Below are 25594 nucleotides of genomic sequence, written 5' to 3' on the forward strand. Positions count from 1 at the left end.
GCCGCTGCCGTGGCCGGCGCCGCACGCCGTTGCCGCCGTGAGGAGACAGAGACGATGACCCGCTCCCAAGTCGAGGATGTCTGGCCCCTGTCGCCGTTGCAGGAAGGGCTCCTGTTCCACGCCGCCTTCGACGACCAGGGACCGGACGTCTACCAGGGGCAGCGGATGCTGGAACTGGTCGGCCCGCTGGACGTGGACCGGCTGCGCCGCACCTGGGAGGCCCTGCTGGCCCGGCACGGCGCGCTGCGGGCCAGCTTCCGGGGCCGCAAGTCCGGCGAGGCCGTCCAGGTCGTCGCCCGCGAGGCGACACTGCCCTGGCACCTGGTGGACGCCTCCGGCCTCGGCGAGGACGAAGCCGTCGCCGAGACCGACCGCCTCGCCGCGCGTGAGCGGGCCCGGCGCTTCGACCCTGCGGTCGCCCCGCTGCTCAGGCTGCTCCTCGTCCGGCTCGGCCGGGAGCGGCACCGGCTCGTCGTCACCAGCCACCACGTCGTGATGGACGGCTGGTCCATGGCGGTCCTGTTCAACGAGATGCCCGCCGTGTACGCGGCGGGCGGCCACACCCGCGGCCTGCCCCGCACGACCTCCTACCGGGAGTACCTGGCCTGGCTGAACCGCCAGGACAAGCAGGCCGCGCGGGCCGCCTGGCAGGCGGAGCTCGCCGGGGCGGACGAGCCGACGCTCGTCGCACCGGCCGACCCGGCCCGCACGCCCGTGCCCCCGGAGAGCCTGATCAGCTACGCCTCCGAGGAACTGACCCAGGGCCTTACCTGGCTCGCCCGCGGCCTCGGCCTCACGGTGAACACGGTCGTCCAGGGCGCGTGGGCCCTCGTCCTGGCCCGTCTCTCCGGCCGCACCGACGTGGTCTTCGGCGCGACGGCGGCCGGGCGCCCCGCCGACCTGCCCGGCGTCGAGTCGATGATCGGCCTGTTCATCAACACGCTCCCGGTCCGCGTCCGCCTCGACGGCGGGCAGCCCGTGTCGGCCATGCTCACGGCCCTCCAGGAGCGTCAGGCCGCCCTCATGCCCCACCAGCACCTCGGACTCCCGGAGATCCAGCGCCTCGCGGGCCCGGGCGCCGCCTTCGACACGATCGTCGTGTACGAGAACTACCCGCGTCCCCCCGAGGAGGAGCCGGCCCCCGACACCTTCGACATCCGGTTCCTCGGCGGCGAGGAGGCGGCCCACTATCCGCTCACCCTGGTCGTCGCCCCCGAGGGCGCACGCATGGGCTTCAAGCTCGACCACCGCCCCGACCTCTTCGACGGCGCCACCGCACGCTCGGTCGTCGCCAGGCTGACGCGCGTCCTCGAACAGATGGTGGCCGACCCTTCCGCCCCGGTGGGCCGGATCGACGTGACCGGCCCGGCCGAACGGGCCCTGGTGGTGGACGAATGGAACGACACCAACTCCCCGTCGCCGTCGGTCTCCGTCCCCGAACTGATCGCACGCCACGCACGGCGGACGCCGGACGCGGTGGCGATCGTCGATGCCGAGCGGTCGTTGTCCTACGGCGAGTTGGATGCGGCGGCGGGTCGGTTGGCGTCGTTTTTGGTGGGTGCAGGGGTGGGGCGGGGTGATCGGGTCGCGGTGGTGATGGAGCGGTCGGTGGATCTGGTGGTGGTGTTGTTGGGGGTGTGGCGTGCGGGGGCGGCGTTCGTGCCGGTGGATGTGGAGTATCCGGCGGAGCGCGTGGAGCTTCTTCTCAAGGATTCGGACCCGGCGGCCGTGGTGTGCACCCGTGACACGAGCCGGTTCGTGCCCGACCGCGCGGTGGCCGGCAGGCGACTCGTGGTGGTGGACGACGCGCAGGTCGTCGCGGAGACCGGCACCTGCCCGGCCGAAGGCCCTGATGTCCACGTCGGTGGGGGTGATCTGGCCTACGTGATGTACACGTCGGGGTCGTCGGGGGTGCCGAAGGGGGTGGCGGTCCCGCATGGGGCTGTGGCGGGTCTGGTGGGTGGTGGTGGTTGGTCGGTGGGGTGTGGGGATGCGGTGTTGATGCATGCGCCGCATGCGTTTGATGTGTCGTTGTTCGAGGTGTGGGTGCCGTTGGTGGTGGGTGGGCGTGTGGTGGTGGCGCCTGTGGGTGTGGTGGATGGGCGTGCTGTGGGTGTGGCGGTGGCGGGTGGGGTGTCGTCGTTGCATGTGACGGCGGGGATGTTCCGGGTGCTTGCGGAGGAGTCCCCGGAGTGTTTCGCGGGTTTGCGTGAGGTGTTGACGGGTGGGGACGTGGTGCCCGCGGGTGCCGTGGCCCGCGTCCGTGAGGCGTGCCCCGACGTTGCCGTACGGCACCTGTACGGGCCCACCGAGACCGCCCTCTGCGCCACCTGGCACCTGCTCCCGGCCGGCGCGACGGCCGGGCGGACCCTGCCGATCGGCCGCCCGCTCCCCCACCGCCGTGTGTACGTGCTCGACGTCTTTCTGCAGCCGGTCCCGCCCGGTGCGACGGGAGAGCTCTACCTGGCCGGGGCCGGTCTGGCGCGCGGATACGCGGGACGGCCGGGGGCGACGGCGGAACGGTTCGTGGCGTGCCCGTTCGGAGGTGACGGCGGCGCGCGCATGTACCGGACGGGCGACCTGGTGCGCTGGTCGGCCGACGGTGAGCTGCTGTTCGTGGGACGCGCCGACGAACAGGTCAAGGTCCGCGGCTTCCGCGTCGAACCCGGCGAGGTCGAAGCGGCCCTGGCCGAACACGCGTCCGTCGGTCAGGCCGTGGTGGTGGCTCGTCAGGACGGTCCCGGTGAGAAGCGTCTGGTCGGTTATGTGGTGGCGGAGGGGGCGTGTGGGGGTGATGAGGGTCGGCGTGTGTCGGGTGATGAGGTGCGAGTGTTCGTGGGGGGCCGGTTGCCGGAGTTCATGGTGCCGGCTGTGGTGGTGGTGTTGGACGGGTTGCCGTTGACGGTGAACGGGAAGGTGGATCGGTCGGCGCTTCCGGCTCCTGACTTTGGGGAGCGGGTGTCGGGTCGTGGGCCGTGTTCGGAGCGGGAGCGGGTGTTGTGTGCTCTGTTCGCGGAGGTGTTGGGGCTTGAGCGGGTCGGGGTGGAGGACGGCTTTTTCGAGCTGGGTGGGGACTCGATCAGTTCGATGCAGTTGGCTTCGCGGGCCCGGCGTGCAGGGCTGGTCCTCTCGCCCCGCCAGGTGTTCACGGAGCAGAGCCCGGAACGGCTCGCGCAAGTCGTGGAGTCGGTGGGACGGGGGACGCCACAGACCGGCACGGGGACCGGCGAGGTGCCGTGGACCCCGGTGATGCGCGCCCTGGGGGAGCGGGCCACGAGCGCCGAGTTCGCGCAGTGGGTGCTTCTCGGGGCCCCGGCAGGACTGGGTCTGGACACACTGACGGCCGGACTGGGTGCGCTCTTGGACACGCACGACATGGTGCGGGCGCGGAGCGTGCCGGGTGCGGCGAAGCTGATCGTGGGCGAGCGGGGCTCGGTCGACGTGGCTTCGCTGGTGTCGCGTGTCGATGCCACGGGTGCCGGGGCCGGGGAGCTGGACGGGATCGCGGTGCGGGCCGCGCGGGAGGCGGCCGGGCGGCTGGACCCGGTGGCGGGCGTGATGATACGTGCGGTGTGGGTGGACGCGGGTCCCGGACGGCTCGGTCAACTCGTCCTCGTAGCGCATCACTTGGTGGTGGACGGGGTGTCCTGGCGGGTGTTGGTCCCGGATCTGCGGGCGGCCTGTGAGGCGGTGGCCGAGGGGCGGGTGCCGAAGCTGGAGCCTGTTGGGACGTCCTTCCGTCAGTGGGCGGAGCTGCTGGCCGCGCAGGCGGTGGACGAGAGCCGGGTCGCGGAGCTCGACGACTGGCTGACCCTCCTCGGCGATGACCAACAGCCCCTGGCGGACCGGGATCTGGACCCGACGGTCGATACCGTCGCCACCCTGCGCCAACAGGCCTGGACCGTGCCTTGTGCGCAGGCGGAGGTGTTGCTGGGGCGGGTGCCGTCGGCGTTCCACTGTGGTGTGGACGACGTTCTGCTGGCCGCTTTGGCGGGTGCGGTGGCGCATTGGCGGCCCGGGGCGGTGACTGGGCTTCTGGTGGATGTCGAGGGGCATGGTCGTGAGGCGCTGGGGGATGTGGATCTGTCGCGGACGGTGGGTTGGTTCACCGGTGCGCGTCCGGTGCGGACCGATGTGGCGGGCATCGATCTTGTTCAGGCTTTGGCGGGTGGGCCTGCTGCCGGTGTGCTGCTCAAGGCGGTCAAGGAGCAGGTGCGGGCGTTTCCGGGTGATGGGTTGGGTCATGGGTTGTTGCGTCATCTCAACTCGGACACTGCCCGTGTGCTGCAGGACTGTCCTTCGCCCGAGGTCGGCTTCAACTACATGGGCCGGTTCGGGGCGGCCGGTGCGGGTGAAGGCGCCTCTGGTGCTTGGCAGTTGAGCGGCGAGACCGCGATCGGCGGCACCGTCGCCCCCGACATGCCCCTGCCCCACACCGTGGAGGCCGACGCGACCGTACGCGAGACGCCCGACGGACCCGAGCTGCAACTCAGGCTCAGCTGGGCCTTCGGCGCACTGGCACAGGAGCAGGCCGAGCGGCTCGGCCGGACCTGGGCCGCGATGCTGGCCGGGCTGGCGGCCCACGCTGCCGACCCCACCGCGGGCGGTCGCACGCCCTCCGACTTCCCCCTGGTCGGGGCGGTCCTGACGCAGGCCGACGTCGACGGGCTCACCGCCGAGGTCCCGGGGCTGGCCGACGTATGGCCCCTGTCGCCCCTGCAGGAAGGCATGCTGTTCCACGCCACCTACGACGAGGGCGGCCCCGACGCCTACCAGAGCCAGCGGGTGCTCGCCGTCGACGGGCCGCTGGACGCGCGGCGGCTGCGACAGTGCTGGGAGGCGCTGGTCGCGCGGCACGCGGCGCTGCGGGCCGGCTTCCGGCGCCTCGCGTCGGGCGACGCCGTGCAGATCGTGGCGCGCGACGTACGACTGCCGTGGCGCGAGACCGACGTGTCGGAGCTCGACCCCTCCGACGCCCTCGCCGAAGCGGACCGGCTCGCCGAGGACGAGGCGGCGCGGCGGCTCGACCTCGCGGCCCCGCCGCTGGTGCGCCTGCTCCTGATCCGGCTGGGCGAGGAACGGCACCGGCTCGTCGTCACCAGCCACCACGTGGTGGCCGACGGCTGGTCGACGCCGGTCATGCTCAACGAGGTGTCGGCGGCCTACGCGGCGCCCGGTCCCGTCCCCGTCCCGGTCCGGACCTCCTCGTACGCGGACTACCTGGCCTGGCTGGACCGGCAGGACAAGGAGGCGGCGCGGGCCGCGTGGCACGACGAGCTCGCCGGGGCCGACGAGCCGACCCTGGTGGCCCCCGCCGATCTCGCGGGAGGGCTCGTCCTCTCCGAGGAGCGCTCGGTCCGCCTGTCCGGGACGGCGACCCGTGCCGTCACCGAGCTGGCCCGCTCGCGGGGGCTGACCGTCAACACCGTCGTGCAGGGCGCGTGGGCGCTGGTCCTCGCCCGGCTGGCGCGGCGCACCGACGTCGTCTTCGGCACGACCGTGGCGGGCAGGCCGCCGGAGATCCCCGGTGTCGAGTCGATGGTCGGCCTGTTCATCAACACGCTGCCGGTACGGGTACGCCTCGACGCGCGCCGCCCCGTCCTCGACCTCCTCGCCGGGCTCCAGGAACGCCAGGCCTCGCTGATCTCCCACCAGCACACCGGCCTCGCCGAGATCCAGGCCGTCGGCGGCCCCGGCGCGGTCTTCGACACGATGCTGATGGTCGAGAACTACCCCCGGAACGCGTCCCGGCTCTCCGGATCCGATGCCCCGGGCGGCCAGGTCACGCTCACCCAGCTCAGCAGCCAGGCGGGCACGCACTATCCCCTTGCCGTCGGAGTCGTACCGGACGAACGCATCGAGGTCCGCGTCACCTACCGCCCGGACGTGTTCGACGGCGAGCGGGCCCTCCGTGTGGGACGGCAGTTGACGCGGGTCCTCGAACAGCTCGCGGCCGACCCGGCGCTACGGGTGGGCGACGTCGACGTGCTGGCCCCCGACGAGCGCACGACGGTCGTGGAACGGTGGAACGACACCGGACGGCCCGCGCCCGCCGGGACGCTGTCGGACCTCTTCGACGCACAGGTGCGGCGCACCCCGGACGCGCCGGCCGTGATCGGCGCGGACGGGCAGTGGACGTACGCAGAACTCTCGCGCGCGGCCGAACATGTGGCGCGGGGCCTCTCGGCCCGCGGCGTGCGCCGCGGCGACCTGGTCGCCGTGGTCATGGAGCGCTCGGTGGACGTCGTCGCGGTGCTCCTCGGCGTGGTCCGGGCCGGGGCGGCGTTCGTGCCGGTCGACCCCGCGTACCCGGCGGAGCGCATCGCGCACGTGCTCGCCGACGCCGAGCCCGCACTGGTCGTCTGCACGCCCGCGACCGCGCGGATCGTCCCGGCCGGTACCACCCGCTGGGCCTACGACGCCCCTCGCGACACCGCCGCCGAGCCGCCCGCCCCCGCCGGGAGCACGCCCCCGCCGGAGTGGCCGGTCAGCGGCCCGGCCGATCCCGCGTACGTCATCTACACCTCCGGATCGACCGGCACCCCCAAGGGCGTGGTCGTCACGCACGGCGGCATCGGCAATCTTGCCGCCGGCCAGATCGAACGCTTCGCGGTACATCCGCAGTCGCGCGTCCTGCAACTGGCCTCGTGGAGCTTCGACGCGGCGGTGTCGGAGTTGTGCATGGCCCTGCTGTCGGGCGCGGCCCTGGTGGTGGCCGACGCCGACCGGCTGCCCCCGCACGGCTCGCTCGCGGACGTCGCCGCGGAATTCGGCGTGACGCACATGACCGTGCCCCCGTCGGTCCTGGGGACCGTGCACGACCTCCCGGACACCGTGGAGACGCTGGTCGTCGCGGGCGAGGAGTGCCCGACCCCGCTGGCCCTCCGCTGGTCGGGCCGCCGCCTGGTCAACGCGTACGGCCCCACCGAGGTGACCGTCTGCGCGGCGATGAGCGAGCCGCTGCGGCCGGCGGTCGCGGAGGCTTCCGTGCCGGTCGGCCGCCCGCTGATCAACACCGCCGCGTACGTCCTCGACGCCTTCCTCAAGCCGGTCGCCCCCGGCACCGTCGGCGAGCTGTACGTCGCGGGGCCGGGACTGGCGCGCGGCTACCTGCGCCGACCCGGCCTGACGGCCGAACGGTTCGTGGCCTGCCCGTTCGACGCGGACGGGCGGCGGATGTACCGGACCGGCGACCTGGCCCGGTGGACGGCCGACGGCGAGCTGCTGTTCGTGGGGCGCGCCGACGAGCAGGTCAAGGTCCGCGGCTTCCGGGTGGAGCCGGGCGAGGTCGAGGCGGTCCTGGCCGGGTGCGACGGGGTCGGGCAGGCCGTGGTGGTCGCCCGCCGGGACGGTGCCGGCCAGGACGGACCGGCCGACAGGCGGCTGATCGCCTACGTGGTGCCGGACGGGGCACACGCGACGGGCGACGCCCCGCATGAACTGGACGGGCCCCGTGAGCCGGAGGGGGCCAGTGAGCCGGACGGGCCCAGTGAGCCGGGCGACCTCGGTGGCCTCGGCGAGGAGGCGCGTGCGTACTCGGCCGGACGGCTCCCCGACTACATGGTCCCGGCGGCGGTCGTGGTGCTCGACGCCCTGCCGCTCACGGTGAACGGAAAGGTGGACCGGAGCGCCCTGCCCGCCCCCGACTTCGCCGGACGGGTCACCGGCCGCGCGCCGCGCACCGAGACCGAACGCGTCCTGTGTGCCCTGTTCGCCGAGGTCCTCGGCCTGGAACGGGTCGGCGTCGAGGACGGCTTCTTCGAGCTCGGCGGCGACTCGATCAGCTCGATGCAACTGGCGTCCACGGCGCGCCGGGCGGGCCTGGTCCTCACCCCGCGGCAGGTGTTCGAGGAGAAGACGGCGGAGCGGCTCGCGCTGGTCGCGGAGCGGGCCGACGGCGGGACCGCGGTGGCCGACGTCGGCGTGGGCGAGGTCCCGTGGACACCGGTCATGCACGCCTTGGGCGACCGCGTCACCGACCCCGGATTCGCCCAGTGGGTCGTGCTGGGAACCCCGCCGGGCCTTGCCCCGGACGTCCTCGCCACGGGCCTGGGCGCCCTCCTGGACACGCACGACATGCTGCGGGCCCGCACCGTTCCCGGCGAGCGGAAGCTGATCGTCGGCGAACCGGGTTCCCCCGACGCCGGGCGCCTGATCACCCGGGTGGACGCGACGGGCGATACTGCCGCGGGCACCGGCACCGGCACCGGCACCGACGCCCCCGATGTGGGCGAGTTGGCCCGTGAAGCGGTGGGGCGGCTCGACCCGGCCTCCGGCGTCATGGTGCGCGCGGTCTGGATCGACGCCGGACCCGACCGGCCCGGTCAACTCGTCCTCGTAGCCCATCACTTGGTGGTGGACGGGGTGTCCTGGCGTGTCCTGGTCGCCGATCTGCGAACCGCGTGCGAGGCGGTGGCCGAGGGGCGGGCGCCGCGGCTGGAACCCGCTGGGACGTCGTTCCGCCGCTGGTCGGAAATCCTGGCCGCGCAGGCGGTGGACGAGAGCCGGGCCGCGGAGCTCGACGACTGGCTGACCCTGCTGGGCGAGGAGCAACACCCGCTCGCGGGGCGCGCATTGGACCCGACGGTCGACACCGCCCGGACCCAGCGTCGTCGCGCCTGGACCGTGCCCTGTGCGCAGGCGGAGGTGTTGCTGGGGCGGGTGCCGGTGGCGTTCCACTGTGGTGTGGACGACGTGCTGCTGGCCGCTCTGGCGGGTGCGGTGGCGCACTGGCGGCCGGAGTCGGCGTCCGGCGGATCGGGCTTCTTGGTGGATGTCGAGGGGCATGGTCGTGAGGCGCTGGGGGATGTGGATCTGTCGCGGACGGTGGGTTGGTTCACCGGTGCGCGTCCGGTGCGCACCGATGTGGCGGGGATCGATCTTGTTCAGGTTCTGGCGGGTGGGCCTGCTGCCGGTGTGCTGCTCAAGGCGGTCAAGGAGCAGGTGCGGGCGTTCCCGGGTGACGGGTTGGGTCATGGGTTGTTGCGTCATCTCAACCCGGACACTGCCCGTGTGCTGCAGGACTGTCCTTCGCCCGAGGTCGGCTTCAACTACATGGGCCGGTTCGGGGCGGCCGGCGCGGGTGAAGGCACCTCTGGTGCCTGGCAGTTGAGCGGCGAGACCGCGATCGGCGGCACCGTCGCCCCCGACATGCCCCTCCGACACGCCCTGGAGGCCGGGGCCGCGGTGCGCGACACCCCGGACGGCCCGGAGCTGACCATCACCCTGAGCTGGCCCGGCGAGCTGATGCCGGAGGCCGGGGCCGAGCGGCTCGGCCGGACCTGGGCCGCGATGCTGGCCGGGCTGGCGGCCCACGTCGGCGCTGACCCCACCGCGGGCGGTCGCACACCGTCCGACTTCCCCCTGGTCAGGGCAGCCCTGACGCAGGCCGACGTCGACGGGCTCACCGCCGAGGTGCCGGGGCTGGCCGACATATGGCCCCTGTCGCCCCTGCAGGAAGGCATGCTGTTCCACGCCACCTACGACGAGGGCGGCCCCGACGTGTACGAGGGGCAGCGGGCCCTGGAACTCGAAGGGCCGCTGGACGCCGACCGGCTGCGCGCCGCGTGGCAGACGCTGCTGCTGCGGCATCCGATCCTGTGCGCGAGCTTCCACCGCCTCGCGTCCGGCGAGGCCGTCCAGGTCGTGGCGGAGGACATCGAACTGCCCTGGCAGCAGGCAGACGTATCAGGCCTGCCCCCGGCCGACGCGCTCGCCGAGACCGAGCGCCTGGCCCGCGGCGAGTGCGCGCGGCGCATCGACGTCACCCGCGCGCCGCTGCTGCGCCTGCTCCTGATCCGCCTCGGCGAGGACCGCCACCACCTGGTGATCACCAGTCACCACCTCATCATGGACGGCTGGTCGCTGCCGGTCCTGATCGCGGACCTGACCGCCGTGTACGAGGCGTCGGCGGCGGGCGGCGACACGCGGGCCCTCCCCGCGGTCACGTCCTACCGCGACTACCTGGCATGGCTCGACCGGCAGGACAAGGAGGAGGCGCGGCGGGCCTGGCGCGCCGAACTGGCGGGCCCGGACGGCCCGACGCTCGTCGTGCCCGCGGACTCGGTACGCGTGCCGGTCGTGCCGGACCGGGTGCGGTTCGCGTTCTCCGCGGAGCTGTCGCACGCCGTCGCCGGCCTCGCCCGCGACCGCGGACTGACCGTGAACACCCTGATGCAGGGTGCGTGGGCGGCCCTGCTCGCCCGGCTCGCCGGGCGCACCGACGTGGTGTTCGGCGCCACCGTGGCGGGACGGCCCACCGACCTGCCGGGCGCGGAGTCGGCCGTCGGCCTGTTCATCAACACGCTCCCGGTACGGGTACGGCTCGACCCCCGGCAACCGGCCGCCGAGATGCTGGCCGACCTCCAGGAGCGGCAGGTCGCGCTCATGGCCCACCAGCACATGGGCCTCTCGGAGATCCATCAACTCGCCGGTCCGGGGGCGGTCTTCGACACCCTCGTCGTCTACGAGAACTACCCCCACCCGCCCGCCGGATCCACGTCCCCCGACGCCCTCGCCATCCGCCCGTCCGGCACACCGCAGGACATGGGCCACTACCCGCTGACCCTCGTCGTGTCGCCGGGCTCACCCGGCGGCCGCATGCAGGGCGACTTCGTCTTCCGGCCGGACGTGTGCGACCGCACGCGCGCCGAGGGCATGGTCGCCTCGCTGATCCGCGTCCTCGAACAGCTGGTCGCCGACCCGGACGTCCCCGTGGGCCGCCTCGACGTGACCGGCACGGCCGCCCGCGACCAGGTGCTCCGCGCCGGAGACACCACCCGGCTCCCGGCCCCCGCGCAGTCACTCCCCGATTTGTTCGGTGGTGTGGTGGGGCGTGGGTCGGGTGGGTTGGCGTTGGTGTGGGGTGGTGGGGGTTTGTCGTATGGGGAGTTGGGGGTGGAGGCGGCTCGGTTGGCTCGGTTTTTGGTGGGTGTGGGGGTGGGTCCTGAGGTGCGGGTGGGGGTGGTGGGGGAGCGGTCTGGGGTGTTGGTGGTGGCGTTGTTGGCGGTGTCGTTGGCGGGGGGTGTGTTTGTTCCGGTGGATGTGGGTCTGCCGGTGGAGCGGGTGGGGTTTGTGTTGGGGGATGCGGGTGTGTCGGTGGTGGTGTGTGTGGAGGAGTTTTTGGGGGTGGTGCCGGGGTGGTTCGGGGGTCGGGTGGTGGTGGTCGATGATGCGGAGACGGTTGGGTTGGTGGGGAGGTGTGGGTCGGGTCCGGTGGGGGATGGTGATCGGTTGGCGCCGTTGCGGGCGGATCATGCGGCGTATGTGATCTACACGTCCGGCTCCACCGGCACCCCCAAGGGAGTCGTGGTCACCCACGCCGGGCTCGGCAACCTCGCGCGGGCGCAGATCGAGCGCTTCGACGTGCGGCCGGACGCACGCGTGCTGCAGTTCGCGTCGCTGAGTTTCGACGCGGCCGTCTCCGAGATCCTCATGGCACTGCTCTCGGGCGGGACCCTCGTCCTGGCCGACGCGGACGAACTGCCGCCGCAGGTCTCCCTCGACGCGGCACTGCGCCGAACCCGGGCGACGCACGTCACCGTGCCGCCGAGCATCCTCGCGGCCGAGGACACCCTCCCGGACGGCCTGCGGACGCTGGTCGTGGCCGGCGAGGCCTGCCCGCCCGGGCTGGTCGACCGCTGGGCGCCCGGCCGGCGCATGATCAACGCGTACGGCCCGACCGAGACGACGGTGTGCGCCGCGATGAGCGAGCCGCTGGCCCCCGGCCGTGATCTCGTCCCCCTGGGGCGGCCCATGGACGGCGTACGGGCGTACGTCCTCGACGAGTTCCTGCTGCCCGTCCCGCCCGGCGTGAGCGGCGAGCTGTACGTGACCGGAGCGGGGCTCGCCCGGGGCTATCTGGCCCGCGCGGGCCTGAGCGCCCAGCGGTTCGTCGCCTGCCCGTACGGGGCGGGGGAGCGGATGTACCGCACGGGTGACGTGGTGCGCTGGACCGACGGCGGTGAGCTGCTCTTCGTGGGCCGTGCCGACGACCAGATCAAGATCCGCGGCCACCGGATCGAACCCGGCGAGGTCGAGGCCGTCCTCGCCGCGCACCCGGACGTCGCGCAGGCCGTCGTCGTCGCCCGCCGCGACCGGCCGGACGACGCCCACCGCCTGGTCGCGTACACCGTGCGCGCGCAGGGGCGCGGAACGGCGGAAGCCGGACCGGGAGCGACAGGGCAGGAGACGGCGGGCGGCGGGCGGCCCCGGGCGGACGCGGAACCGGGCACCGACCTGCGCACGTACGCGCAGGACCGGCTGCCCGAGTACCTGGTCCCGGCCGCCTTCGTCCCCCTGGAGCGGCTGCCGCTCACGCCCAACGGGAAGGTCGACCGGGCCGCCCTGCCCGCCCCCGACTTCGCCGGGCGGGTGACCGGCCGCGAGCCGCGGACGGCCGCCGAGGCGACCCTGTGCGAGCTGTTCGCCGAGATCCTCGGCCTGGGCCGGGTCGGCGCCGACGACAGCTTCTTCGAGCTGGGCGGCGACTCCATCATGTCGATGCAGCTCGCCTCGCGGGCCCGCAGGGCGGGACTGCTCCTGACGTCGCGCCAGGTCTTCGAGGAGAAGACGCCCGAACGCCTCGCGGAGGTGGCACGGACCGCCGAGGCGGAGACCGTGCCCGACGACATCGGCGTCGGCGAGGTGCCCTGGACCCCCGTGATGCACGCGCTCGGCGACCGGGCCACGAGCCCCGGCTTCGCCCAGTGGGTCGTGGTCGGCGCCCCGGCAGGCCTAGGCACCGACGTCCTCACGGCGGGCCTGGCCGCCGTCCTGGACACGCACGACATGCTGCGCGCCCGCACGATGCCCGGCGAACGGAAGCTGCTCGTCGGCGAACGCGGCTCCGTCGACGCCACGCCTCTGGTGACCCGCGTCGACGCGACCGGCCACGGTGCGGGGGAGCTGGACGCCGTCGCCGCCCGCGCCGCGCGCGAGGTGGCCCTGCGGCTCGACCCCGCAGCGGGCGTGCTCGCCAGGGCGGTGTGGGTCGACGCGGGGCGCGGGCGCACCGGGCGGGTCGTCCTGGTCGTGCACCACCTCGTGGTCGACGGGGTGTCCTGGCGCGTCCTCGTCCCCGACCTGCGGGCGGCCTGCGAGGCCGCGGCGGCCGGGCGCCCGCAGGACCTGGAACCGGTCGGCACGTCGTTCCGCCGCTGGTCGGAGCTGCTGAGCGCGCAGGCCGTCGACGGACATCGGGCCGCGGAGGCCGAGGACTGGCTGGAGCTGCTGGGAGCCGGTCAACAGGCCGTCGCCCGCGCCGCGTTGGACCCCGCCCTCGACACCGTGCGCACCCTGCGCCACCGCTCCTGGACCGTGCCGCAGGAGCACGCGGCCACCCTCGTCGGCCGGACGCCGGCCGCCTTCCACTGCGGCGTCGACGACGTGCTCCTCGCGACCCTCGCCGGGGCGGTCGGGCACTGGCGACCCGACGCCGCGAAGGGACTCCTGGTCGACGTCGAGAGCCACGGCCGTCCGCCGCTCGACGGCGTCGACCTGTTGCGGACGGTGGGCTGGTTCACGAGCGTGCATCCGGTGCGTGTCGAGGTGACCGGCGCGGACCTGGACGCCGCTATGGCCGGGGGCAGGGCTGCCGGTACGTTGGTGAAGGCCGTCAAGGAGCAGGTCAGGGCGGTGCCCGGCGACGGACTCGGACACGAACTGCTGCGTCACCTCAACTCCGTGACGCGGCCCGCGTTCGAGGCCGCGCCGGCTCCCCAGATCGGCTTCAACTACCTGGGCCGGTTCGCCGCCGGCGGCCGCGCGGCGGGCCCGCCCGGACCCTGGGAGATGGCCGGCGAGACCGCGATCGGCGGAGCGGTCGACCCGGACATGCCCGCCACCCACGTCCTGGACGCCGGTGCGGTGGTCCGGGACACCGCCGAAGGACCCGCACTCACGCTCACCCTGAGCTGGGCGAGCCGGCTGCTTGAGGAAGCCGACGCCGACCGGCTCGGCGAGACCTGGCTGGCGATGCTGGCCGGCCTCGCGGCACACACCGCGGACCCCACGGCGGGCGGACACACGCCGTCCGACTTCCACCTCCTCAACCTCGCACAACACCAGATCGAGGAACTCGAAGCCGGATTCGCCGGCGAGCAGCCCCAGCCGACAGGCACAAGCCGTTGTGAGGAGAAAGAACGATGACCCGATCCCGTTCCCTCGTCGAGGACGTGTGGCCCCTCTCGCCGCTGCAGGAGGGCATGCTCTTCCACGCCTCCTACGACGACCAGGGTCCGGACGTCTACACCGTGCAGTCCGCGCTGGACGTCGAAGGGCCCGTGGACGCGGATCGACTGCGGGCATCGTGGGAGGCCCTGCTGACCCGGCACGCCGCACTGCGCGCCTGCTTCCGGCCGGTGGCCGGATCCCGCATGGTGCAGGTGATCCCGCGCGAGGTCACCCTGCCCTGGAGCGAGGCCGACGTCAGCGGGCTCGTGGAGCCCGAGGCGCTCGCCGAGACCGACCGCCTCGCCGCCCGCGAACGCGCCCAGCGGTTCGACCTGGCCTCGCCGCCGCTGCTGCGGCTGCTCCTCGTACGGCTGGGCGGGCACCGCCACCGCCTCGTCATGACGTTCCATCACATCCTGCTGGACGGCTGGTCGATGCCGGTCCTGCTCACCGAGCTCTCCCGGGTGTACGACGCGGGCGGCGACGCGTCCGTGCTGGGGCGCGTCGCACCGTACGGGGAGTACGTCGCCTGGCTCGGCCGCCAGGACAAGGACGCGGCGCATGCCGCCTGGCGCGCGGAGCTCGCCGGGGCCGACGGTCCGACGCTCGTCGCACCGCGGGACCCCGGCCGCGCCCCGGTGCTGCCCGACCACGTGCTCACCGCCATACCGGAGGAACTCACCGGCGCCCTCACCGAGTTGGCGCGCGGCCGGGGACTGACCGTGAACACCGTGGTGCAGGGCGCCTGGGCGCTGATCCTCGCCCGTCTCGCCGGACGCACGGACGTCATGTTCGGCGCGACCGTCGCGGGCCGCCCCGCCGAACTCCCGGGCGTCGAGTCGATGGTGGGCCTGTTCATCAACACCCTCCCGGTGCGCGTGCGCCTCGACGGCGCGCGGCCGGTCGGCGACCTGCTGGCCCGGCTCCAGGAGAGCCAGTCCGGTCTCATCGCCCACCAGCACGTCGGGCTCGCCGAGGTGCAGAAGCTCGCCGGGCCCGCGGCCGTCTTCGACACGCTCGTCCTGTACGAGAACTACCCGCTGCCCCCGGCCGGTCCCGAACCCGGCCCCGACGCCGTGACCTTCCGGCCCTCGGGCGCGTCGCGCGACGCCTCGCACTATCCGCTCACGCTGGTGGCCGTGCCGGGCGGCGACCGGATGCGCTTCAAGCTCGACTACCGGCCCGACCTGTTCGACCGGGACGCGGCCCGGGCCGTCGTGCGGCGCTTCGTGCGGGTCCTGGAACAGATCGTGGCCGACCCTGCGGCCCGGGTGGGCGACATCGACGTACTCGAACAGGACGAGCGGTCCTCGGTCGTCGAGCGCTGGAACGCGACCGGGCAGCCCCTGGCCGCCGGTTCGCTCGTCGAGGCGTTCGAGGCGCAGGCCCGCAGGGCGCCCGACGCGGCGGCCGTGCGGTTCGGCGAGGACGTGGTCACCTACGGCGGCCTGGACGCGCGGGCCAACCGGCTCGCCCGGTACCTCGTCGGGCTCGGCGTCGGCCCCGAGCGCCGGGTGGGCCTGTGCCTGCCCCGCGGCATCGACATGATCGTGGCGGAACTCGCGGTGTGGAAGGCGGGCGGCGCCTTCGTGCCGCTCGACCCCGAGTACCCCGCCGACCGGCTCGGCCATCTCATCGCCGACAGCGGCGCCGGGGTCGTCCTCGCCACCCGCGCCGCCGTGACCGGCGTCCCCGTCGGCCCCGCACGGGTCGTGCTCCTCGACGGGACGGGACCCGGGGCCGAGGCCGCGGCCATCGCGGCCCAGTCCGCCGAACCGCTGAACATCCCGCTCCACACCGACCAACTCGCCTACGTCATCTACACGTCGGGCTCGACCGGCCTCCCCAAGGGCGTGGCCCTCCAGCACCGGGGCGTGGTCAACCTGGCCGAGGCGATGCGGCCCGCGCTGGCCCTGCGCCGGGGCGTCGTCATGCTGCAGTTCGCCTCCTTCAGCTTCGACGGAGCCGTCCTGGACGTCGCCGTCACCCTGGCGTCCGGCGGCACCCTCGCCATCGCCTCCGCGGAGGAGCGCACCGAGCCCGACGCGCTGGCCGGCATGATCCGCTCGGCGGGCGTCGAGGCGGCCAGCGTCGTCCCGTCGGTGCTGCGCGCCCTGGATCCCGACACGGTCGCGGGCGTACGGAACTGGGTGCTCGGCGGTGAGTGGCTGACCGCCGACCTGGCGAGCCGCTGGACCGGCCGCGCGGCCGTCTGGAACACCTACGGGCCCACCGAGGCCACCGTCATGGCGACCGTCGGCCGGGTCGACGAGGGCATCAAGCCGGTCGACGCGCCGCCCGCCATCGGACGCCCGCTGGGCAACATGCGGACCTACGTCCTCGACGGCTTCCTGCGGCCGGTGCCGCCGGGGGTGACGGGGGAGCTGTACGTGGCGGGCCCCGGGGTGGCGCGCGGCTACGTGGGGCGGCCCGACCTGACGGCGGAACGCTTCGTGGCGTGCCCCTTCGACACGGGCGGGCGGATGTACCGCACCGGGGACCTGGCCCGCTGGAGCGCCGACGGCCAGCTGTCGTTCGCCGGGCGCGCCGACGAGCAGGTGAAGCTGCGCGGCTTCCGGATCGAGCCCGGCGAGGTCGAGGCGGTCCTGGCCGGGCACGCCCGCGTGCGCGAGGCGGCGGTGATCGCCCGCGAGGACCTGCCGGGCGACAAGCGGCTCGTCGCGTACGTGGTGCCGGAGCCGCAGCCCGCGGAGGCCAAGGGCCTGGCGGCCGGCACGGACCCGGCACCGACCGCCACGGACCTCGATTCCGGGGCGCTCGACACCGAGGTGCTCGACACCGAGGCGCCCAACACCGGCGCGCTCGACTCCGAGGCGCTGCGCGCCTTCGCCGCCACCCGGCTCCCCGCGTACATGGTGCCCGCGACGGTCGTCGTACTCGACGCGCTGCCGCTCACCGTCAACGGCAAGCTCGACCGCGCCGCGCTGCCCGCGCCCGAACGCGCCGTGCCGCACGGCCGCGACCCGCGGACCCCCGTCGAGACGGTGCTGTGCGACCTGTTCGCCGAGGTGCTCGGCGTCGAACGGGCCGGCGCCGAGGACTCGTTCTTCGCGCTCGGCGGCGACTCCATCTCGTCGATGATGCTGGTCTCCGGTGCCCGCCGCGCGGGCCTCTCGCTCACCGCACGCCAGGTGTTCGAGCACCGCACCCCCGCCGCCCTCGCCCTGGTGGCCGTGCCGGCCGACGCGACGACCGGCACGGGCGGCGGCGACTCCGGCGTCGGCGAGATTCCCCTGACCCCCGTCATGCACGAGCTGCTCGACCGCGTCGGCGCCGACGCGGCGGGCCAGGTCGTCCAGTCCGCCGTGGTCGAGGCCCCGCCCGGACTGAGCGCCGGGACCCTCGCGGACGCGGTGCGCGCGGTCGTCGACCACCACGACGCCCTGCGGGCCCGCCTGGAGACCGACCCGGAACGGCGCCTCGTGGTGTCCGGTCCCGGCACGGTGCCCGCCGGGTCGTTCGTACGCCGCTTCGACGCGACCGGCGCCGACGCACGGGACCTGCCCCGCACCATCGCCGAGGAGACCAGGGCCGCCGTCGCGCGGCTGGACCCGCGGGCCGGCGTGATGCTGCAGGCGGTCTGGTTCGACCGGGGCCCCGACCGCACCGGGCGGCTCCTGCTCGTCGTCGACCACCTCGTGATGGACGCCGTGTCGTGGCGGATCCTGCTGCCCGACCTGGAGGCCGCGTGCGCCGCGACGACCGCGGGCCGCACGCCCGAACTGGAGCCGGTGCCCACGTCGTTCCGGCACTGGGCGCGCGCGCTCGCCGAGCAGGCGACGAGCACGGAACGCGTCGCGGAGCTCGCCGGCTGGACCGGCCTCCTCGAAGGCCCCGACCCGCAGCTCACCACCCTCGCCCCGGACCCCGCACGCGACCTCGCGGACACCGTGCGGCGGGTGTCGGTGACGGTGCCCGCTGCGGTCACGAGGGCGGTCCTGACCGGCGTGCCCGAGGCGTTCCACGCGGGCGTCGACGACGTCCTGCTGACCGGGCTCGCCGCCGCCGTCGCCCAGTGGTGCGAGGGCGGCACGCCCGACGGCGGCTTCCTGGTGGACGTGGAGGGGCACGGCCGGGTGGCGCAGGCCGACACCCTGGACCTGTCGCGGACCGTCGGCTGGTTCACCGGCACCCACCCGGTGCGGATCGACGCGGGAACGGCCGACTTCGAGGACCTCGTCGACGGGGGTCCGGCCGCCGCGAGCGCCCTCAAGCGGGTCAAGGAACAACTGCGCGCGGTGCCCGGCGACGGCCTCGGCCACGGTCTGCTCCGCCACCTCAACCCCGGGACCGCCGCCGCGCTGGCGGCCCTGCCCGCCGCGCGGATCGGCTTCACCTACCTGGGCCGTGTCCCCGCGGGTGCGGCGGACGGCGACGCCGGGACCCCCGCGGGCGACCCCGCGGGCGGCCGGTTCCCGGTCGCGCACCCGCTGGAGATGACCGGTGCGGTCCACGACCGCGCCGACGGGCCACGGCTCACCCTGAGCCTCGCCTGGCCCGAGCGGCTGCTCGACGGGACGGCGGCACAGGCCCTGGTCGACGGCTGGGCCGCGATGCTGGGCGGCCTCGCCGCCCACGTCGACGAGCCCACGGCGGGCGGCCACACCCCGTCCGACTTCCCGCTGGTCGCGCTCGACCAGGCGCAGATCGAGAAGCTGGAGACCGCCGCACCGGACCTGGTCGACATCTGGCCGCTGTCACCGCTGCAGGAAGGCCTCCTCTTCCACGCCCTCTTCGACCGGCAGAGCACCGACGTGTACGTCGAGCAGATGATCGTGGGCCTCGAAGGCCCCCTCGACGCGGCCCGCCTGCGGGCCTCCTGGCAGGCGCTCCTCGACCGGCACGCCAGCCTCCGCGTCGGCTTCCGGCAGGTCGCGGGCTCCGGCCGGTCCGTGCAGGTCGTCGCCGAACGGGCGACGCTGCCGTGGCGCGAGGAGGACCTCTCGGACCTCGGCGAGGACGCGGCGTGGGCGGAGTCCGAGCGGATCGGCAAGGAGGACCGGGCGAAGGGCTTCGACCTGGCCGCGCCCCCGCTGGTGAAGGTGCTCCTGGCGAAGACGGGCCCCGACCGCCACCGCATGATGGTGACGCTCCATCACATCGTGCTGGACGGCTGGTCGTTGCCGGTGCTCCGGCGCGAGCTGTGGGCCTGCTACGAGGCGGGCGGCACCGCGGACGGCCTCGCGCCGGTCACCCCCTACCGGGAGTACCTGGCCTGGCTGGGGCGGCAGGACAAGGAGGCGGCCCAGGAGGCCTGGCGCGAGGAGCTGTCCGGCGCGGACGAGCCGACACAGGTCGTGCCCATGGCGCCGGGCGCGGTCGCCGCGATGGACCCGGACGCCGCGTCCGGCGAGGCCTTCGCCGTGGCGGAGCCCGCCCTGGACCGCGCGCTCGGCGAGCTCGCCCGCTCCCGGGGCGTCACCCTCAACACCGTCGTGCAGGCCGCCTGGGCGTTGGTCGTCGGCCAGTTGGCGGGCCGCCAGGACGTCGTGTTCGGCGCCTCGGTGGCGGGCCGGCCCGCGGACCTGCCCGGCATGGAGAACATGCTCGGCCTGTTCATCAACACCGTCCCGGTACGGGTGCGGTTCGCCCCCGCGCTGACCGTCGCCGAGGTCCTCACGGACGTACAGGCCAGGCAGTCCGTGCTGATGGACCACCAGTACCTGAGCCTGGGCGACATCCAGCGCGCGGCCGGCCGGGGCGCGACCTTCGACACCCTGATGGCGTTCGAGAGCTTCCCGACCGGGACGAGCACCTCCGCGCAGGGCCGGGTCGAGCCGCCGACCCGCGAGGAGGGGCCTGCCGGGCTGGCACTCACCGAAGCGGGCATGCGCGAGTCGATCAACTACCCGCTGGGCCTGGTCGTCGACCCGATGGGCGGCCTGCGGATGCGCCTCACCTACCGCCCCGACGCCTTCGACGAGCAGACCGCCCGTGCCCTGCTCGACCGGCTGCTGCGGGCCCTGCGCCAGATGGCCGCGGACCCCGACGCCCCCGTCGGCAGGTTGCAGCTCACCGACGTGCCGGAACGCCGTCTGGTCGTGGAGGAGTGGAACGCGACCGATGTGTCCCGTTCTCCGGGTCTGGTCCCGGATCTGATCGCCGCGCAGGCGCAGCGGAGTGCCGAGGCCGTGGCGGTGCGTTGTGGTGAAGAGGTGCTTTCGTACGGGGAGTTGGAGTCCCGTGCGAATCGTCTTGCCCGCCACTTGGCCGGACTGGGGGTGGGGCCTGAGGCCCGGGTCGGCCTGTGCCTGCCGCGTGGGGCGGAGATGGTGGTGGCCGAGCTCGCGGTGTGGAGGGCGGGTGGTGGGTTCGTTCCGTTGGATCCGGAGTATCCGTCGGAGCGGTTGTCGTTCATGGTGGCGGACAGTGGTGCGCAGGTGGTCGTGGGCCTCGGCGAGAGTCTCGCCGAGGTGTCGGCCGACGGCGCGCGCGTGGTCCTCCTGGATGACGAGGACGTGGTGCGGGCCCTGTCGGGGGAGTCGGATGCGCCGCTTCGGGTTTCGGTGCGTCCGGATCAACTCGCCTATGTGATCTATACGTCGGGTTCGTCGGGGCGGCCGAAGGGTGTGGCCGTGGCGCACGGTGGTGTGGCGAATCTGGTGGGGTCGATGGGGCCGGTGCTGGGGGTTGCCGAGGGTGTGTCGGTGCTGCAGTTCGCGTCGTTCAGTTTCGACGCGGCGGTGTTGGACGTGGCCGTGACGCTGTCCGGTGGCGGGACCCTGGTGATCGCCTCCGCCGAGGAGCGCGCCGAGCCCTCGGCGCTCGCCGACATGATCGACGAAGCCGGTGTCACCACCGCCAGCGTCGTGCCGTCCCTGCTCGCCATGCTCGACCCCGGATCCGTGCCCGGCGTACGGAACTGGGTGCTCGGCGCGGAACTCATGACCGCCGACCTGGCGAGCCGCTGGACCGCCGGGGCGACGGTGTGGAACACCTACGGGCCCACCGAGGCCACCGTCATGGCCACCGCGGGACCCGTCGACGAGGACATCAGGCCGCAGGACAGGCCACCGGCCATCGGGCGCCCGCTGGACAACGTACGGACGTACGTCCTGGACGGCTTCCTGCACCCGGTCCCCGCCGGCGCGACCGGCGAACTGTACATCGCGGGACCCGGCGTCGCCCGCGGCTACGTCGGGCGGCCCGGCCTGACGGCGGAACGCTTCGTGGCGTGCCCCTTCGGCACGGACGGGCGGCGCATGTACCGCACGGGAGACCTGGCCCGCTGGACCGCCGACGGACAGCTGTCCTTCGTCGGGCGCGCGGACCAGCAGGTGAAGGTGCGCGGATTCCGCGTGGAGCCCGGCGAGATCGAAGCCGTCCTCGCGGCCCACCCAGAGGTCCGGCAGGCCGCCGTGATCGCCCGCGAGGACCGGCCCGGCGACAAGCGCCTCGTCGGCTACATCGTGCCCGGGACCAAGGACCTGGAGATCCAGTCCGTGCACGACCACCTCGCCGAGGTGCTGCCCGACCACATGCGGCCCGCCGCCGTCGTGGTCCTGGAGACACTGCCCCTGACGGCCAACGGCAAGGTCGACCGCGCGGCGCTGCCCCGGCCCGACTTCGCCGGACGCATCTCGGGCCGCGAGCCGGAGACCGAGATCGAGGCCACCCTGTGCGCCCTGTTCGCCGAGGTCCTCGGGCTGGAACGGGTCGGCGTCGACAACAACTTCTTCGATCTCGGCGGCGACTCCGGCCTGGCGATGCGCCTGGCCGCGCGGATCCGCGAGGAGCTCGGCATGGAGCTGAGCATGCGGCGGTTCTTCGGCGAGTCCACGCCCCTCGGCGTGGCCCGCATGCTGACGTCGAAGGAGCTCCCCGAGCTGCGCCCCGTCGACGACCCCGACGACATCCCGCTCACCGCGGGCCAGTCGCGGACCTGGCGGCTCGCCGCGACCAACCCCGGATCGGCTGCCCAGCGCACCTCGATCGCGCTGCGCCTGGGCGGCCGGCTCGACCGTCCGGCGCTGGCGGCGGCCCTGGGGGACGTCGCCGCACGGCACGGCATCCTGCGCACGACCTTCGCCGCCGACACCGCGCACCGCACGGACGGCGCCACAGGGGCGGACGACGGCGTACGCCAGTACGTCCTGGCCGCCGACGCGGACGCCGCAAGGCCCGCGCTGCCCGTCACCCCGGCCGCCGAGGAGGAACTGCCGCGCCTGCTCGCCGACCACGCGGCACACGAGTTCGACCTCGCCCGCGAGACCCCCTGGACGGCCCGCCTGTTCGCGCTGGAGGAGACCGAGCACGTCCTGCTCCTCGTGGTGCACCGCATCGCCGCGGACGACGCCTCACTGATCGTCCTGGCCCGCGACCTGGCCGCCGCCTACGGAGCGCGCAGGGAAGGGCGGGCGCCCGAACGTGCCCCGCTCCCACTGCAGTTCGCCGACTACGCGCTCTGGGAACAGGAGATGCTCCGCGACCAGGACGACCGCGACAGCCTGATCGGCGAGCAGTTCGCCTACTGGAAGAAGGCCCTGGCCGACGCCGGGACCGACCTGGAGCTGCCCGCCGACCGGCCGCGCCCGCCGCTGCCCTCGCACCGCGCGGACGAGGTGCCGCTCGCCCTCGACGGCAACACCCACCAGCGCCTGACGGAGATCGCCGAGGCCGACGGCGCGACCTTCTTCATGGTCGTCCAGGCGGCACTCGCGCTGCTCCTCTCCGGGCTCGGCGCCGGTACCGACCCGACTCTGGGCACGGTGCTGCCGCGCCGCGACGAGGAGGGCGACCTGGACGGCCTCGTGGGGCCCTTCGCCGACCCGCTGGTGCTGCGCACCGACACCTCGGGCGACCCCACGTACCGCGAACTCCTGTGCCGGGCCCGGGACACCTACCAGCGCGCGGTGCAGAACCCCGACGTGCCCTTCGGGCGCCTCGTGGACGCGCTCGGCCTGCCCGCGGCGCCGCACCACCCGGTGTTCCAGGTGCTCCTGGAGATCCTCGGCGACTCCGCCGAGATGTGGGAGTCCCCGGAGCTGCCGGGCCTGCGCACCACCCGGCTGCCCGTGGGCACCCCGGCCGCGGAGGCCGACCTCGTGATCGGCCTCACCGAACGGCATGGCTCCGACAGCGCGCCCAGCGGCGCCGACGGCACGATCCGCTACGCCGTCGAACGGTTCGACCGCGCCACCGCCGCCACGCTCGCCCAGCGGCTCACCCACGTCCTCCGGCAGGTCGCCGACGACCCCGAACGACGGGTGAGCCGGATCGAGCTGCTGCTCGACGACGCCGAACGGCGCCAGGTCCTGGAGGCCCGCGACGCCGCAGCGCCCCGGATCCCGGACGGCACCGTCCTCGACCTGCTCGCCGAACAGGCGGCCCTCGCGCCCGACGCCGTCGCGGTCATGGACCACGACGGCCTGCTCACCCACGGCGCGCTCGACGCCGCCACCGGACGCCTCGCCCGGCGGCTGGCCGCACAGGGCATCGGCGCGGAAGACGTCGTCGTCCTCGCGCTGCCGCCCACCACCGGGCTCGTCGTCGCCCTGCTGGGCGTGCTCAGGTCCGGTGCCGCATGCCTGATCGCCGACCCGAACCGGCCCATGGAGGACGTCGGCACCTGCCTGCGCCAGGTCACGCCCGCCGCGCTGGTCTGCGCCACCGCCATGGCCCCGCTGCTCGGCGACGGCGTGACGGTGCCCGTCCTGCTCCTGGACGACCCCCGGCTCACCGCGACCAACGGCACCGCCCCGCACGGCGGCCCGCCCCTCGCGCGGCCCCTGCCCGGCCACGCGGCCCTCGTCCTCGGCGCCGCCCGGTCCGGCACCGCCGACGGGACCGTGCCCGGCGCCGTCGTCGAGCACCGCACGCTCCTCGACCACGCGGTGCACCACCAGGAGGCCTCCACCACGCACCACGGCGTGACCCTCCTCGACGTGCGGGCCCCGGTGTCGGCGCTGCTCACCCCGCTGCTGTCCGCCCTGTGCGCGGGCGGTGGCGTGCGGCTCGGCGTACCCGGCGACGACGCGACACCCACCGCCGGACCCGGCGGATCACAACACCTCGTCACCACCCGGGAGTTGCTGGCCGACGCCACCGGGCGCACGGCCGGAGAAGCGCCGTACACCGAGGTCACGGTCGTCGACCACGACGGCACCGCGCCCGTCGACGACACCCGCGCCTGGCTCGCCGCCCACCCCCGGGCCACCCTGGTCAGCGCGCACGGCGCGGCCGAGACAGCGGGCCCGTGGCTCGGCCACCGCACCGGCCCCGGCGAGCACCTGCCCGAGCAGGCGCCCGTCGGCCGCCCGGTGCCCCACACCCGCGCCTTCGTCCTGGACGACTTCCTGCGCCCGGTCCCACCGGGCGCCACGGGCGACCTGTACGTCGCCGGGACGTCGCTGGCCCGCGGCTACGCCGAAGCCCCCGGCCTGACCGGCGAACGGTTCGTCGCCTGCCCGTTCGGCACCGGCGGCGAGCGGATGCTGCACACCGGCGAGCGGGCCAGGCGCACCGCCACCGGCCTGCTGACCCTGCACGGCAAGGGCCGCGACGGCAGCAGGACGGCCGGCGCGGGCCACCTCGCAGGCGGCGACCACGGCGACCTGGAGATGCTGCTGCCCCTGCGCCCCAAGGGCGACCGCCCGCCGCTGTTCTGCCTGCACACCGGCACCGGACTGAGCTGGGCGTACGCCGCCCTGCTCCGGCACCTGCCGCAGGACCAGCCCGTGTACGGGGTGCAGGCCCGCGGGCTCGCCGCGCCGGAACCGCTCCCGCAGAGCCTCGCGGAGATGGCCGCCGACTACGCACGCAGCATCAAGTCCGTGCAGCCCGAGGGCCCCTACCGGCTGCTCGGCTGGTCCCTCGGCGGCCTGATCGCCCAGGCGGTCGCCACCCACCTGGAGGACCAGGGCGACCACGTCGAGCTCCTCGCGGTGATCGACGGCTACCCCGAGGGCTTCGGCGGAGCCCAGTACAGCACCGTCCAGCCGGCAGGCGGCCAGGACGACGCCGCCGCACCGCGGGCGAGCGACCTGGGGCTGCCGCCCGACGAGAACATCGGCCAGGACATGGACGAGGACCTCAGGGCGAACATGCGCCAGGTCATCGACAACGTGGGACGGCTCACCCCGCGCCACACCCCGCGCCGCTTCCGCGGCGACCTGCTGCTCTTCGTCGCCACCGAGGACCGGCCCGCCGACACCCCGGCCGCCGTGGCGGGCGAGAGCTGGCGGCCCTACATCGCCGGGGACATCGAGTCCCACGACATCGCCGCCGGTCACTACACCATGCTCCAGCCCGCGCCCTCGGCCCGCATCGGAGCCGTCGTCGCCGACAAGCTCCGGGCCGCGCACACCACCGGAAAGGAGTGAAGGAGAAAGCGATTCCCGGGAATCGCGCAGTGCTACGGATTTCGCGGGCGGGGACGGACGGAAAAGGTGTGGCGAATGTC

2 protein-coding genes are annotated in these 25594 nt (G+C 74.3%); both read left to right on the forward strand.

Going from position 1 to position 25594, the window contains the following annotated elements; translation table 11 throughout:
* Positions 1 to 54: 54 nt before the first annotated feature.
* Positions 55 to 14148: an amino acid adenylation domain-containing protein gene (locus ACFYXE_RS09250; protein WP_389310569.1), complete on the forward strand. Its 14094-nt coding sequence runs from the start codon at positions 55 to 57 to the stop codon at positions 14146 to 14148.
* On the forward strand, positions 14145 to 25514 hold the full coding sequence (locus ACFYXE_RS09255; protein WP_389310571.1) for an amino acid adenylation domain-containing protein: 11370 nt from the start codon (positions 14145 to 14147) through the stop codon (positions 25512 to 25514). Before ACFYXE_RS09250 ends, ACFYXE_RS09255 begins: the two co-directional genes overlap by 4 nt.
* The last annotated feature ends 80 nt before the right edge of the window (positions 25515 to 25594 follow it).

Source organism: Streptomyces sp. NPDC002564, assembly GCF_042889645.1.
Taxonomy (GTDB): domain Bacteria; phylum Actinomycetota; class Actinomycetes; order Streptomycetales; family Streptomycetaceae; genus Streptomyces.

What these genes read in the sequence shown, in the direction of transcription:
- ACFYXE_RS09250 (WP_389310569.1), top strand. Translation starts at nt 55, where the DNA reads ATGACCCGCTCCCAAGTCGAGGATGTCTGGCCCCTGTCGCCGTTGCAG.
- ACFYXE_RS09255 (WP_389310571.1), top strand. Translation starts at nt 14,145, where the DNA reads ATGACCCGATCCCGTTCCCTCGTCGAGGACGTGTGGCCCCTCTCGCCG.